Origin of the sequence: Nonomuraea sp. NBC_00507, assembly GCF_036013525.1 — a bacterium.
GTDB lineage: Bacteria > Actinomycetota > Actinomycetes > Streptosporangiales > Streptosporangiaceae > Nonomuraea.
Map to the genome: position 1 here is coordinate 11,189,969 of NZ_CP107853.1, position 14,877 is coordinate 11,204,845.

Sequence of the window (14,877 nt, forward strand, 5' to 3'; positions counted from 1 at the left end):
AGCGGAGGAGGCCGTCGGGGAGCACAGTCATGGACTGGCCTTGATGCGCGCGATCAGGTCGACCCCCTCGGCGTCGACCACGAGCGCGCGCACGATCTGCCCCCTGACCAACCCGATGCCCTGCACCGTGACCGAGCCGTCGACCTCGGGCCCCTGGTGGGCGGCCCGACCCTCGTAGCCGCCGTCGCCCAGGTCGTCGTCGATCAGAATGTCGACCTCGGTGCCGATGCGCTCCTCCGCCCGCTGAGCGGTCAGCTCCTCGGCCAGTGCGGTGAGCACCCGCACACGCTCGTCGATGACGTCCTGGTCGAGCTTGCCCGGCAGGTGTGCCGCCTCGGTGCCGTCCTCGTCGGAGTAGCCGAACACGCCGATGACGTCGAGCCTGGCCTCCTCCAGGAAGCTCACCAGCTCGCCGAACTCCTCCTCGGTCTCCCCGGGGAAGCCCACGATGAAGTTGGAGCGCACGCCGGCCTCAGGGGCGCGCTCACGCACGGCTCCCAGCAGCCCCAGGAAGCGCTCGGGATCGCCGAACCGGCGCATCCTGCGCAGCACGCTGTTGCTGGCGTGCTGGAAGGACAGGTCGAAGTAGGGGGCCACACCGTCGGTGCCGGTGATGACGTCGATCAGGCCGGGACGCAGCTCGGCCGGCTGCAGGTAGCTGACCCGCACCCGCTCGATGCCGTCCACCCCGGCGAGCTGCGGCAGCAGCTTCTCCAGCGCCCGCAGGTCGCCGAGGTCCTTGCCGTAGGACGTGGAGTTTTCGCTGACGAGGACGAGCTCGCGCACGCCCCGGTGGGCCAGCCAGTCGGCCTCGGCCAGCAGCTCGTCCGGCGTGCGCGAGACGTAGGAGCCGCGGAAGGCCGGGATGGCGCAGAACGTGCAGCGCCGGTCGCAGCCGGAGGCCAGCTTGAGCGAGGCCACGGGGCTCTCGTCGAGCCGCTTGCGCAGCACGCGCGGCCCGCTGGAGGGCGCCAGGCCGTCCGGAAGGTCGCCGTGGCCGGGGATGTGGGTCTTGGGCGCGCTGGCACGCTCCACCGGCGAGATGGGCAGCAGCGTGCGCCGGTCACGTGGCGTGTGGGGCTTGAGCGGCCGGTCCGCGAGCACGTCGTCGAGCCGGTCGCCGATCTCGGCGTAGTCGTCGAAGGAGATGACTGCGCTGGCCTCGGGCAGCGCCTCGGCCAGCTCGTTGCCGTAGCGCTCGGCCATGCAGCCCGCGGCGACCACCTTCGCACCGGAGTCGGAGGCCGCCAGGAGCGTGTCGATGGAGTCCTTCTTGGCGGAGTCGATGAAGCCACACGTGTTGACGACGACGACATCGGGGTCGTCGTCGCCCAGCTGCCAGCCGGCAGCCTCGAGTCGCGCGGCCAGCTCCTCGGAGTCGACCTCGTTGCGGGCGCAGCCCAGAGTGATCAGCGATGCGGTTCGGCGGGATGACATGGTGAACACTACGGTATCGGGAGTTGGCCACTACCCGATGCACGGGTCGCGGGAAGCTTGCTTCCCCCGACAAACAGAACGCCTCTCCTGCGCCTTGTTTGGGGTCGCGTGGGCCTCGCGGATTATCTCGCGCGCTGTCGCGTCTGCTGTTTCGGCGCCTCGAACGAGCGTCGCACCGCCTCCCCCCGCCCCCCGAGCCCCGTCACCCTCTTGCCGTTGACCAGCACCGACACCGCACTGGCGTCACTCAGGACCAGGTTGACCTTCTCCGGTGTGCGCCAGGTGGAGGTCCGGCCGGCCTTCAACGTCCCGGAGAACAACGGGCGACCTTCCGCGTCATGCACGTTCACGTACGACGACCGCCTGGCCTTGAGCTGCACGGTCACCATGCGCTTGCTGCTCACGCTGCGTGACGGTTTGGGCGTCTCCGTGATGGGTGTGTTGGGCGGAACGCTCGGCCGGGCCGAGACCTGCCGCACGCCGGCGGTCTGCACGTGGTCGCCCGCCCCGCCCACCACCCGCATCATGCCGAAGACCACCACGATCGCCAGCGCCACCCCGAGCGCCATCGTCCAGTTGGGCCCCCGCCGCACCGGCACGTTGATCTTCCTGTCGGCCTGGAACACCGCCGCCGCCCGCACCGGCTGGGGCGCCCCGCCGTGCTGCTGGTCGTAGAGGTGCACGGTGGCCTCGGGATCCAGCCCCACGGCGTGGGCGACGGCCTTGACGTGCCCCCTGGCGTAGAACTCGCCACCACACTGATCGAAGTCGTCCTGTTCCATGCCATGGATGATCGCCTCGCGGATCCGGGTGGCCGCGCTCACCTGCGCGACCGTCAGCCCCGCCGACTGCCTGGCTGCCGCCAGTATGGCTCCGATGCTCTGCTCCTGCACGGCGAAACGCCTCCCCGATGGCGCCTGGTCTGAACCACCACGACAACATTGCGTAGTGGTTCATATTCAACCAGTAGCTACCCCGCAGGGACGCATTGGGGTCATTCGCCACGCAGGTCGGCCAGCAAACCCGCGAGGTCGTCCGGCTTCACGAGCACCTCGCGAGCCTTGGACCCCTCGCTCGGGCCGACCACGTTGCGGCTCTCGAGCAGGTCCATGAGCCGCCCGGCCTTGGCGAAGCCGACCCGCAGCTTGCGCTGCAACATCGAGGTCGAGCCGAACTGGGTGGTCACGATCAGCTCCGCCGCCTGGATCAGCAGCTCGAGGTCGTCGCCGATGTCCTCGTCGATCTCCCGCTTGATCGGCGCGGCGGCGACGTCATCGCGGTATTCGGCCTGCATCTGCTCCTTGCAGTACGCGACGATCTCGGCGATCTCCTTCTCCGAGACGAACGCGTTCTGGATGCGGATGGGCTTGCTCGCGCCCATCGGCAGGAACAACGCGTCACCCTGGCCGACCAGCTTGTCGGCGCCCGGCTGGTCCAGGATGACCCGCGAGTCGGTGAGCGAGGAGACCGCGAACGCCAGCCGGGACGGCACGTTCGCCTTGATCAGGCCGGTGACCACGTCCACGGACGGCCGCTGGGTGGCGATCACCAGGTGGATGCCGGCCGCGCGGGCCAGCTGCGTGATCCGCACGATCGAGTCCTCGACGTCGCGCGGCGCCACCATCATGAGGTCCGACAGCTCGTCCACGATCACCAGCAGGTACGGGTACGGCTGGTAGACCCGCTCGCTGCCGGGCGGCGGCTGGAGCTTGCCCGCCCGCACGGCCTTGTTGAACTCGTCCACGTGCCGGAATCCCGACGCGGCCAGGTCGTCATAGCGCCGGTCCATCTCCCCCACCACCCATTCGAGGGCCTCGGCGGCCTTCTTCGGGTTGGTGATGATCGGGGTGATGAGGTGCGGGATGCCCTCGTACACGCTCAGCTCGACCCGCTTGGGGTCCACCAGCACCATGCGCACCTCGTCCGGCGTGGCCCGCATGAGGATGCTGGTGATCAGCCCGTTGACGCAGACCGACTTGCCGGCGCCGGTGGCGCCCGCGATGAGCAGGTGGGGCATCTTGGCGAGGTTCGCGACGATGGTGCGGCCCTCGACGTCCTTGCCCAGCCCGACGATCATCGGGTGGTGGTCGGCCTGCGCCACCTGGGAACGCAGCACGTCACCGAGCGACACCAGGTCCTTGTCGGCGTTCGGGATCTCCACCCCGATCGCCGACTTGCCTGGGATAGGCGACAAAATCCTGACATCTGCGGATTTAACGGCGTAGGCGATGTTCTTGGTGAGGGCCGTCACCTTCTCGACCTTGACCGCGGGGCCCAGCTCGATCTCGTACCGGGTCACGGTCGGCCCCCGGGTGAAGCCGATCACCTGCGCGTCGATCGTGAACTGCTCGAGCACGCTGGTCAGCGCGTTCACCACGGTGGTGTTGGCCTTGGTCTGCGGCTTGGGCGCGCTGCCCTGCTTGAGGAACTGCAGGTCAGGCAGGCTGTACGGTCCCGCCTGCGGCGACAGCACCAGCTGCTCGACCTTGCGCGGCGCGGGAGTCGGCTGCGGCGGCTCGGGCCTGCGCTCCGCCTCGGCGGCGGGCGGCTCCTCCTCGTCGGTCAGCCCGGGCACGATCTCCGGAGAGTGATCGGCCCGTTTGTCCGGCTTCTCGGCCAGGACAGGGGTGTCGTAGGGCTTGACCGTGTCGCCGCCCTCGCCGGCGTCGGACTTCTTGACCCGGGTCCGCTTCCTGCCCGGCTCGCGCGGCTGTGGCTCGGCGTGCCGCTCGAACAACATGTGCTTGAGCTCGCCCAGCCGCTCGGGGATCCGGTGCACGGGGGTGGCGGTGATCACCAGCACACCGAACCCGGACAGGAGCAGCAGCAGCGGGATCGTGATCCACGGCGGCAGGAGGCTCATCGGCGGCGCCGACACGATGAACCCGATCATGCCGCCGGCGGCCGACACCTTGTCCATGCCCTGACCCTCGCCGGCCGGGTATGGAGTGCCGTTGGCCACGTGGATCACGCCGAGCACGCCGACGAGCAGCGCCGCCCAGCCGATCACCATGCGGCCGGTGTCGGCGTTCTGGTCGGGGTGGCGCAGGTAGCGCCAGGCCAGCAGGCCCAGCAGCAGCGGCAGCGCCCAGGCCAGCGACCCGAACACGCCGCGCACGGTGGTGTTGACCACGCCGGAGATCGCCCCGTCGGCGTTGCGCCAGGTCATGGCCGCCAGCACGATCGCGCCCGCGAGCACCGTCAGCCCGATCCCGTCGCGACGGTGCGCCGGATCCAGCTCGCGGGCGTTCTTGCCCAGCGCGCGAGCCATGCTGCCGACGCCGTTCGCGAACAACATCCACAGTCCGACGATCAGCTTGCCGATCATCGTGAAGACCCAGCTGATCGGATCCTGGTGGGTCATCGAGGGCTTGCGGCCAGAGGCGGCTCCCCTCGCCCTGGACCCCGCCGACGTTCCGGTCCGCTTCGCGGGGGTCGAGCGAGCCGAGGTCGACCGCTTCGCCGGCCCCTTCGATGCGCTTTTCGGCGTACGGGTGGCCATGATGCCAAAGGTACGTCGGAGACACCGCGCCGCGCGCGGAGGCTCGCCGAACACCCCTCACATCGCCCTCGTCAAAGGTGACGAGAGATTCACTTCATGTCCACGCAAAGGCCGCATGGCCGCAGGCAAGGCCTTCCTTACTGGGATACATGCCTCTCCTCAATTTCCGGGACGTGGCGGTGGAGACCGCGCTGCGCCCGGGTGTGCTCTACCGCTCCGCCCAGCCGCACACGCTCACCCTCGCGGACGCGGAGCTGGTGGCGGGCCTGCGGCTCATCGCCGACCTCCGCGGCGACGACGAGCGCACGCCCGGCGACTGGGCGCCCGTCCTGGGCGGCGCCGTCAGGCACGCGCCGCTCGGCGCCGGCTCCGTCGCCTCGCCCGCTCACCTGGCCACACTCCCGGCGGACCTCGACCTCGGCGAGATGTACGTCGGCCTGCTCGAGCACAGGAGGACCTGGCTCGCCGGGGTCGTCGCGGAGATCGCCGACGGGCTGCCCGCGCTCGTCCACTGCGCCGCGGGCAAGGACCGCACGGGCATCGTGATCGCGCTGATCCTCGACCTGGTCGGCGTGGACCACGAGGCCATCGTGCGCGACTACGCGCTCACCGCCAAGGCGCTGCCGGACCTGATGCTCACGCTCGGCATCGCGCTGCCGCCCGGCATGCCCCCGGCGCTGCTGGAGGCGCCCGAGAGCGCGATGCGCACCTTCCTGGCCGCGCTGAGCGTACAGGGTGGCGCCGAGCGGGTCCTGCTCGCCGGCGGCCTGACCCCCGCTCACGCCGTGCGCCTGCGGGCCGCCCTCATTCCCTGACCCGGCCCTCCACGGAGGAGATCACATCGAAAGCGGCCTGCATGGCCGCCACCCGGTCGGCCAGCTCCTTGACCGTGTCCCGAAGCCCGTCGTCGCCGGAGGCGGCCTCGGCCACGCTCGTCAGCCGGGACTCGACCGCGCCGAGCCGCTTCGCGAAGTCCGACAGCGCCTCGTGGTCGTCGACGAGCTGGGTGAGCAGGGTGGTCTGCTCGACCAGCACCGCGGTCTTGCGGAACAACTCGATGAAGACCGCGACCTTGCTCCTGAGCACCCACGGGTCGAAGGGCTTGGTGAGGTAGTCCACCGCGCCGACCGCGTAGCCGCGGAAGGCCGAGCCCGAGCTGGGCTCGGTGCCGGTCAGGAAGATGATCGGCACGTCCCTGGTCTGGTCGAGCCGCTTGATGTGGGTGGCGGTCTCGAACCCGTCCATGCCGGGCATGAGCACATCGAGCAGCACGACCGCGAAGTCGTGGCGCAACATGAGCTTCATGGCCTCCTGCCCCGACCGGGCCTTGAACAGCCGTTGCTGGAGTGGCCGCAGGATGGCCTCCAGCGCGACCAGGCTCTCCTCGTTGTCGTCGACCAGCAGGATCTTGACCTGGCGGTTCATCACTCGATCCACCCTCGCATCACTTCGAGGAGATGGTCGAGGTCGACGGGCTTGGGCACGTAGTCGGACGCGCCGCAGGAGATCGTCTTCTCCCGGTCGCCGGGCATCGCCTTCGCGGTGAGCGCGATGATCGGCAGCTCGGCGAACCTCGGCATCTCCCGTACGGCGGCGAGCGTCTCGTAGCCGTCCATCTCCGGCATCATCACGTCCATGAGCACGAGGTCGATGCGCTCGTCACGTTCCAATGCCTCGATGCCCTCCCTGCCGTTCTCGGCATAGACGATCTCCATGCCGAGCCGGCCGAGCACGTGGGTGAGGGCGTAGACGTTGCGGATGTCGTCGTCCACGATCAGCACCCGCCGCCCCGCGAACGCCTCCCCGAGCGGGCCGTCCTTGAGCAGGCTGAGTTTGGTGGCGGACTGCCACAGGTCGTCGGTGTCCACGGCCGGCCACTCGGCCTGCGGCTGCGCGGCACGGGCTTCCACGGGTTTGGGCGCGGGCTGCCAGTCGGTGTCGCCGGTGACGCCCGCCGCCGGGCACCCGGCGGGCACGTACAGCGTGAACGTGCTGCCGACCCCCGGAGTGCTGATGGCGTGGATCTCACCGCCGAGCAGGCGGGCGATCTCGCTGCTGATCGACAGGCCCAGTCCCGTGCCGCCGTATTTGCGGCTCGTGGTGCCGTCGGCCTGCTGGAACGCGCCGAAGATGGCCGGCAGCTTGTCGGCCGCGATGCCGATCCCGGTGTCGCTGACGGCGAACGCCAGGACGTCGCCCTCCGGCGTCCGCCTGGCGGGATCGACGGACACCTGCAGGCGGACCTCGCCGGAGGAGGTGAACTTGACGGCGTTCGACAGCAGGTTGCGCAGGATCTGCTGGAGCCGGCGCTCGTCGTTGTAGAGCTCGCGCGGCGTGCCGGGGCGTACCTCGATCTCGAACGTCAGCCCCCGGTCCAGGGTGAGCGGCCGGAACGTGGCATCCACGTAGTCGAGCAGCTTGCTCAGCGGCAGCTTCTCCGGGCGCACGTCCATCCGCCCCGCCTCGATCTTGGACAGGTCCAGGATGTCGTTGATGAGCTGGAGCAGGTCGCTGCCGGCGTTGTGGATCGTGGTGGCGAACTCGACCTCCTGCGCCGACAGGTTGTCCTCCGGGTTGTCGGCCAGCAGCCTGGCCAGGATGAGCAGGCTGTTGAGCGGCGTGCGCAGCTCGTGGGACATGTTGGCGAGGAACTCTGACTTGTAGCGGGAGGAGGTGGCCAGCAGGTGGGCCTTCTCCTCCAGCGCCGCGTTGGTCTTGCGCAGCTCGGCCTGCTGGCGCTGCAGCTCGTCCGAACGGCCCTGCAGCTGCTGGGCCAGCCGCTGCGACTCCGACAGCAGCGCCTCGGTGCGAGAGTTGGCGATGATCGTGTTGATGGCGACGCCGATGGTCACCACGAACTGGTCGAAGAAGGCCAGGTGCACGTCGCTGAACCGGCTGAACGAGGCCAGCTCGATCACGCCGAGCACGTTGTCCTCGAACAAGATCGGCAGCACCACGACGCTGGCCGGGGCGGCCTCCCCCAGCCCCGAGTGCACCTTGATGTATCCGGGCGGCACGTCCTCCAGCAGGATGCGCTTGCGCTCCAGCGCCGCCTGCCTGATCAGCCCCGACCCCGGGCTGCCGGGTCCGGGCAGCACGTCGTGGGCCGCGCCGTAGCCGGCGATGTAGGCGAGTGAGCCGTCAGGAGAGTCGTGGCCGGCCAGGAAGAAGGCGCCGTACTGGGCGCTGACCAGCGGCGTCAGCTCGCGCAGGATGAGGTCGGCCACCTCGACGAGATCCCGGTGACCCTGCATGAGGCCGGCGATGCGGGCCAGGTTGCTCTCCAGCCAGTCCTTGGCACGGGTGGTCTCGCGCAGGTTGGCGACCATGAGGTTGACGTTGTTCTTCAGCTCGGCGACCTCGCCCTTGGCCTCGACGCTGATCGCGCGGCTCAGGTCGCCCTGCGCGACGGCGCTGGCGACCTCGGCGATGGCGCGGACCTGGGTGGTGAGGTTGGAGGCCAGCTCGTTGACGTTTTTGGTGAGACGTTCCCACGTGCCGTAGACGCCCTCGACCTCGGCCTGCCCGCCGAGCCTGCCTTCGGAGCCGACCTCGCGGGCCACGCGGGTCACCTCGGAGGAGAACGACGACAGCGTGTCCACCATCGTGTTGATCGTGGTCTTCAGCTCGAGGATCTCGCCGCGGGCGTCCACGTCGATCTTCTTCGACAGGTCGCCGTTGGCGACGGCGGTGGCGACCTGCGCGATGTTGCGGACCTGGCTGGTGAGGTTGGACGCCATGAAGTTGACGTTGTCGGTGAGGTCCTTCCACACCCCGCTCACCCCCCGCACCTGGGCCTGACCGCCGAGCCGCCCCTCCGTACCCACCTCACGCGCCACCCGGGTCACCTCGTCGGCGAACGCCGACAGCTTGTCGACGGTGGTGTTGATGGTGTCCTTGAGCTGGAGGATCTCGCCCCGGGCGTCCACGGTGATCTTCTTGGACAGGTCGCCGTTGGCGACGGCGGTGGCGACCATGGCGATGCTGCGCACTTGGCTGGTGAGGTTGGAGGCCATGAAGTTGACGTTGTCGGTGAGGTCCTTCCACACCCCGCTCACCCCCCGCACCTGGGCCTGACCGCCGAGCCGCCCTTCCGTGCCCACCTCACGCGCCACCCGGGTCACCTCGTCGGCGAACGCCGACAGCTGACCCACCATCGTGTTGACGGTGTCCTTGAGCTGGAGCATCTCGCCCTTGACGTCCACGCTGATCTTGCGGCTGAGGTCGCCCTGCGCGACGGCGGTGGCCACCTGGGCGATGTCGCGGACCTGCTCGGTCAGGTTGGACGCCATGAAGTTGACGTTGTCCGTGAGGTCCTTCCACACCCCGCTCACCCCCCGCACCTGGGCCTGACCGCCGAGCCGCCCCTCCGTACCCACCTCACGCGCCACCCGCGTCACCTCGTCGGCGAACGCCGACAGCTGACCCACCATCGTGTTGATCGTGTCCTTGAGCTGGAGGATCTCTCCCCGGGCATCGACAGTGATCTTCTTCGACAGGTCGCCGTTGGCCACCGCGGTCGTCACCTGGGCGATCGAGCGCACCTGGGTGGTCAGGTTGGAGGCCATGAAGTTGACGTTGTCGGTGAGGTCCTTCCAGGTGCCGAGCACCCCCTTCACCTCGGCCCGTCCGCCGAGCTGGCCCTCGGTGCCGACCTCGCGCGCGACCCGCGTCACCTCGCTGGCGAACGACGACAGCTGATCGACCATCGTGTTGACGGTCAGCTTGAGCTCCAGCAGCTCGCCGGTGGCCTCAACCGTCACCTGCCTGGTCAGGTCGCCCCTGGCCACGGCGGTGGTGACCACCGCGATGTCGCGCACCTGCGCGGTCAGCCGCCCGGCCATGGCGTTGACCGCCTCGGTCACGTCGCGCCAGCTGCCCGACATGCCCTGCACCTTGGCCCGGCCGCCGAGCCGACCCTCGGTGCCGACCTCGCGCGCCACCCTGGTGACCTCGCTGGAGAACAGGGCGAGCTGGTCGACCATGCGGTTGACGGCCTTGCCCATCAGCCGCAGGCCGCCGCGCAGCGGCCGGTTGTCCTCCTGGAGATCGACCCGCTGCGACAGGTCGCCGTCCGCGACCGCGTTGAGCACGCGGGTGGCCTTGGCCGCGGGAATGACCAGCGCGTCGACCAGGGAGTTGACCGCGGTCACGTTGACCGCCCAGCTTCCCGTGCCGGGACTGGAGGCGACCCGCTCGTCGAGGCGCCCGTGCTTGGCCACCTCGCCGCGCACCCGGGTCAGCTCGGCGGTCAGGTGCTCATTGCGCTCGACGACCTGGTTGAACACGATCGCCAGCTCGGCCAGGACCGGATCGTCAGGCACGTCGAGGCGATGCCGGAAGTTCCCGTCACGCAGCCCCTGCAGCGCTGTGAGCAGGGGCCGTAAGTCCGACGGGTGGAGCGATCCACGTACGTAGGGGGGTTCCAACTGCGCGACCATGGCGGCCTTCTTCACAACTGGAGAACTGGAGGTATCAACGGCATCAGTCTGCCACTCTGAGAGTGACCGAACTGCCACATCGAGTGATGTTCTAGGACGCACAGTGGACACGACCCGGGTGTCGAGCACGGCCTTCGACGGCACTCCCCATGCCCCGGCACATGCGCGCAAGTTCGTACGCCAGGTGCTCGGCGAATGGCGGCTGGGCCATCTGGCGGAGGACGCCGTGCTGCTGACCAGCGAACTCGTCACCAACGCCGTGGTGCACGCGGGCACCGGCATCGAGCTGACCTGCCGACTGAACGTGGAGGCCATCCCGGCGAAGCTGGAGATCGAGGTCGACGACCACCATCCGACGAGGACCATCGAGGAGGCCGAGGCCGTTCCTGCCGACACGATGCGCACCTCGGGGCGCGGGCTGGCGCTCGCGGGCATGCTGGCCGACGCCTGGGGCGTCACGTACACCAAGACCGCCAAGCGGGTCTGGGTACGCATGGAGCTCGGCGACGGCTTCGACCGGCAGGAGGCCCTGTCCGCCTCGCTCCCCATCGCCCCGCCCGTCGAGTCCCTGCATGTCGGCGTCATCGTCTGCGACCGCGACGGGGTCGTCGAGTCGTGGAACTCGGAGGCGGAGAAGCTGCTCGGCTGGCAGGCCGATGAGGTCGTCGGCGGGTCGCTGGAGAAGCTGGTCGCCTGGCGCGGCCACGGCCCGTACGCGCTCACCCTCGCCGACACGCTCGGCCTGGGCCGCTGGCGGGGCGAGGCCCGCATGCGGCACCTTGACGGCAGGATGATGCCCGTCTACGTCTCGCACCTGCGGGCACGGGGTCAGCGGTCGGCCATCTGGATGGTGGTGGCCGCCGACCACCGCTACGTCCTGACGCCGCCGCCCGCGCCGATGCGCAGGGAGGCGGGGCGGCGGATCAAGGACCTGCTGGACCAGGACATGCCGTTCGCGGAGCTGCTCGACACGATCGCGCAGATCGTCCAGGTCTCCAGCGGCGGCGACGCCGCGTACGTGCTGCTCTCGACCGACGGCGGCGACAGGTTCGGCGTGGCGGCGGGCGCCGGCGCGACGGCGGGATTGGTGGGGGTGCTGGCCACGGGCGTGTTCAGCGCCGACAGGAAGGCGCCCACAATGCTCGACGACCTGCTGGCCGAGGACGTCGAGCTGGCCGAGCAGCTGCGGGCCCGCTCGCTGGCGTGCGCGCCGCTGCTGGTGTCCGGGGAGGTGACCGGCTACATCGTGGTGACGGCCACGCAGCCGGGGCGCTTCGACCAGGAGCTGACGGTCAGCCTGCAGCACATCGCCGACCAGGTGGCCGTGCCGGTGCAGCGCGAGCGGCTGGCCGAGGAGGACCGGGCGCACCGGGGGCGGCTGTCGTTCCTGGCCGAGGCGGGCGAGCTGCTCGCGGGCGTGCACGACGAGGAGTTGATCGCGGCGTTGACCGCGCAGCTCGTCGTCCCCAAGATCGCCACCTGGGCGGCGGTCTACCTGACCGATCTGGCGGGGATGACCAGGCTCGCCCACGTCTGGCACAGCGAGGAGCGGCACAACGCCGAGCTGCGCACGTTGTTGCCGGCCATCCCACGCACCGCGCTCACCGAGGTGAGCTGGCCGATCGGCCCGGAGACAGTGCTGTCGTTCCCGCTGCTCACCCAGGGCAGGTCGCACGGCGCCCTGGTGATCGGCCGCACCGAGCCGACCCTGCCGCTGGAGCTGGCCGACCTGCTGGCGGACCTGTGCCGGCTGGTGGCGCTCAACCTGCACACGGCCATGCTGTACGCCCGGCAGGCCACCACGTCGCGGGTGCTGCAGCGCAGCCTGCTGCCCATGCGCGTGGCCCCCATGCCGGGGCTGGAGTCGGCGGTCGTCTACGAGCCGGCCGAGGAGGGCGCCGACGTGGGCGGCGACTTCTACGACCTGTTCACGGTGGCCGACCACTGGTGCTTCGCGCTCGGCGACGTGTGCGGCAGCGGGCCCGAGGCGGCCGCGGTCACCGGGCTGGCCAGGCACGCCGTACGCCTGCTCGCCAAGGAGCACTACACGGTGGCCGACATCCTCGACCGGCTCAACCAGGCGCTGCTGGAGGAGGGCGAGGACGGCAGGTTCCTCAGCCTGCTGTGCGGCGAGCTGACCCCGCTCCCCCACGGCGGCGCGCTGTGCACGCTCGCCTCGGCCGGCCATCCGCCGCCCCTGCTGCTGCGGGCGGACGGCACGGTCCAGGCGGTCGCGACGCCGCAGTTGCTGCTGGGCATCGAGGCGGACGCCAGGTTCTACGTCGAGACGTTCGAGCTGGCGCCCGAGGAGGTGCTGCTGTGCGTCACCGACGGCGTGACCGAGCGGCGCGACGGCGACCGCCTGCTCGACGACGGCGACGGGCTGGCGGCGCTGCTGGCCGGCTGCACGGGGCTGAGCGCCCACGCGGTGGCCGAACGGGTGCGGCACGCGGTCGAGACGTTCGCCGCCGAGCCGTCGCAGGACGACGTCGCCCTGCTGGTGATCAAGGCCGCCCCGCTGCGGCAGGTCAGGACGTGAACCTGTAGGTGGTGGTGGAGGTGCGGCGCTCGCCCGGCCGCAGCACGGTCGAGGGGAAGTGCGGCTGGTTGGGCGAGTCGGGGTAGTGCTGCGTCTCCAGGCACAACCCGGCGAACGGCCCGTACGGCGTCGCGACCCCGTCGAGCATGCTGCCCGTGTAGAACTGCACGCCCGGCTCGGTGGTGGTGACCTCCATGGTCAGGCCGCCGGCCGTGACCTGCATGCCGCCATCGAGGACGAAGCAGTGGTCGTAGGCGCCGTCGTAGCGCTCGGCGACGGCGTGTGGCTCGGTGAAGTCGAACAGCGTGCCCTTGACCGGCGCGAGCTCCCCGGTGGGGATCTTGTGCTCGTCCACCGGCAGGTAGTGCTCGGCCTCGAGGCGCACCACGTGGTCGCGTACGTCGCCGCTGCCGGCCAGGTTGAAGTAGGAGTGGTTGGTCAGGTTGACCACGGTCGGCGCGTCGGCCTCCATCGCGTAGTCGATGCGCAGCGCGTCGTCCGCCAGCGTGTAGGTGACCTGCGCGGTCAGCGTGCCCGGGTAACCCTGGTCGCCGTCGGGGCTGGTCAGCGTGAGCGTCACCGAGTCGCCGGAGAGGTCCTGGACGGTCCACACCTTGCGGTCGAAGCCCTCGAGGCCGCCGTGCAGGCTGTTGAGGCCGTTGTTGATCGGTAGCCGGTACTCCACGCCGTCGAGGGTGAAGCGGCCGTTCGCGATGCGGTTGCCGTACCTGCCGACGACCGCGCCGAAGTAGCGGCTGCGGGTCAGGTAGTCCTCCACCGAGTCGAGACCGAGCACGACGTTGCGGCCCGACACCTCCAGCGAGCGCACGATGCACCCCAGGGTGAGCACTTCGGCACGCAGCCGTCCTGACGACAGCTCCACCTGCTCGACCTGCTCCCCCGACGGCAGCGTTCCGAAGATCATTTTTGCGCCCTTCCCGTGGACTCGCGAACTATGAGGGCGGTGTCGAGGGTCACTGTCGCGCCCTCGCCCCCCGACTGCAGCAGCAGATCGACGGCCATCCTCCCAGCTGCCACGGCGGGCATGGCCACCGTGGTCAGCTTGGGCCGGTTGAGCCGGCCCGGCAGGATGTCGTCGAACCCGATGACACTTATCTGGTCTGGTACCCCTATCTCCATCGCGGTCAGCCCCTCGATCAGGCCAAGCGCGACGAGATCGTTGTACGCCAGCACGGCGGTCGCCCCGCAGGCCGCCACGTCCGCGGCCACGGCCAGGCCCCCCGACTCCGTGGGCTGGTTGGGGCCGAAGAAGACGAGGTCGAGCCCCGGCGCCTCGGCGGCGACGCCCTGCATCTCGTTGCTGGTCCACGAGCCGATCGGGCCCGACACGAGGGCGATCCTGCGGTGGCCGAGCCCGGTCAGGTGCTCCAGGGCGAGCTTGGCGCCCTGGGCGACGTTCATGAGCACCGCGGGCATGCCCTTGATCCGGCGGTTGATCACCACGAACGGCACGTCCTCGGCCAGGCGCTCGATCATCCGGTTGGACAGGCGGGGGCTGCACAGCAGGACGCCGTCCACCTGCTTGGTGAACGTCCTGATCAGCTCCTCCTCCACCCGCGGGTCCTCGTCGGTGTCGGCCACGAACACGTGGTAGTCGCGGCCCCTGGCCTGCGCCTGGGCGGCCTTGATGAGCGGCGGGAAGAACGGGTTGGAGATGTCGGCCACGATGAGGCCCATGTTGAACGTGCGTCCCGTCGTGAGCGCCCTGGCCGCCCGGTTGGGGCGGTAGCCGAGGTCGTCCGCGACGGCCATCACCTTGCTCCTGGTGGCAGGATTGACCAGGTGCGGTGCGGAGAAGGTGCGCGACACGGTGGACACGTGGACGCCGCAGGCGCGCGCCACGTCTTTGATCGTCGCCGTCATCGCCGTCCTCCCTTGCAAACGGTTGCCAAGACTAAACCTTGACGTTCGCCAGTCCGATCGTCAAGGTTCCTGCA

The 14,877-nt window shown here is 69.9% G+C and carries 9 protein-coding genes; 2 read left to right on the top strand and 7 right to left on the bottom strand.

The genetic code is table 11. From position 1 onward, the window contains the following. Window positions 1–27: 27 nt before the first annotated feature. The 3 genes from rimO to OHA25_RS53355 form a co-directional block, all read right to left on the bottom strand. Window positions 28–1,437 (bottom strand): 30S ribosomal protein S12 methylthiotransferase RimO, encoded by a 1,410-nt coding sequence (rimO, locus tag OHA25_RS53345; protein WP_327584497.1) that lies wholly within the window; start codon window positions 1,435–1,437, stop codon window positions 28–30. A 122-nt stretch (window positions 1,438–1,559) separates the two neighbouring features. Then, window positions 1,560–2,330, bottom strand: coding sequence for a helix-turn-helix domain-containing protein (locus OHA25_RS53350; protein ID WP_327584498.1), 771 nt, complete (start codon window positions 2,328–2,330; stop codon window positions 1,560–1,562). 101 nt (window positions 2,331–2,431) lie between these two features. Beyond that, a complete protein-coding gene (locus OHA25_RS53355; RefSeq protein WP_442942000.1) occupies window positions 2,432–4,801 on the bottom strand; it encodes a DNA translocase FtsK in 2,370 nt (789 codons plus the stop codon). Between the two features lie 287 nt (window positions 4,802–5,088). Between OHA25_RS53355 and OHA25_RS53360 the strand changes: the two genes are divergently transcribed. After that, window positions 5,089–5,754 (top strand): tyrosine-protein phosphatase, encoded by a 666-nt coding sequence (locus OHA25_RS53360; RefSeq protein ID WP_327584500.1) that lies wholly within the window; start codon window positions 5,089–5,091, stop codon window positions 5,752–5,754. Here the strand turns inward: OHA25_RS53360 and OHA25_RS53365 are convergent. Further along, window positions 5,744–6,364, bottom strand: a complete 621-nt coding sequence (locus OHA25_RS53365; RefSeq protein ID WP_327584501.1) for a response regulator — start codon at window positions 6,362–6,364, stop codon at window positions 5,744–5,746. The two genes, OHA25_RS53360 and OHA25_RS53365, sit on opposite strands and share 11 nt — an antisense overlap. Then, window positions 6,364–10,380: a HAMP domain-containing protein gene (locus OHA25_RS53370; protein ID WP_327584502.1), complete on the bottom strand. Its 4,017-nt coding sequence runs from the start codon at window positions 10,378–10,380 to the stop codon at window positions 6,364–6,366. Before OHA25_RS53370 ends, OHA25_RS53365 begins: the two co-directional genes overlap by 1 nt. A 103-nt stretch (window positions 10,381–10,483) precedes the next feature. Between OHA25_RS53370 and OHA25_RS53375 the strand changes: the two genes are divergently transcribed. Next, on the top strand, window positions 10,484–12,919 hold the full coding sequence (locus OHA25_RS53375) for a SpoIIE family protein phosphatase (protein WP_327584503.1): 2,436 nt from the start codon (window positions 10,484–10,486) through the stop codon (window positions 12,917–12,919). On the opposite strand, the gene OHA25_RS53380 is transcribed toward OHA25_RS53375, so the two are convergent. Continuing rightward, window positions 12,909–13,844: an aldose epimerase family protein gene (locus OHA25_RS53380; protein WP_327584504.1), complete on the bottom strand. Its 936-nt coding sequence runs from the start codon at window positions 13,842–13,844 to the stop codon at window positions 12,909–12,911. The genes OHA25_RS53375 and OHA25_RS53380 overlap by 11 nt on opposite strands. After that, the gene (locus tag OHA25_RS53385; protein ID WP_327584505.1) at window positions 13,841–14,803 is read right to left on the bottom strand and encodes a LacI family DNA-binding transcriptional regulator; all 963 of its coding nucleotides are present in this window, start codon (window positions 14,801–14,803) and stop codon (window positions 13,841–13,843) included. Before OHA25_RS53385 ends, OHA25_RS53380 begins: the two co-directional genes overlap by 4 nt. Window positions 14,804–14,877: the final 74 nt, after the last annotated feature.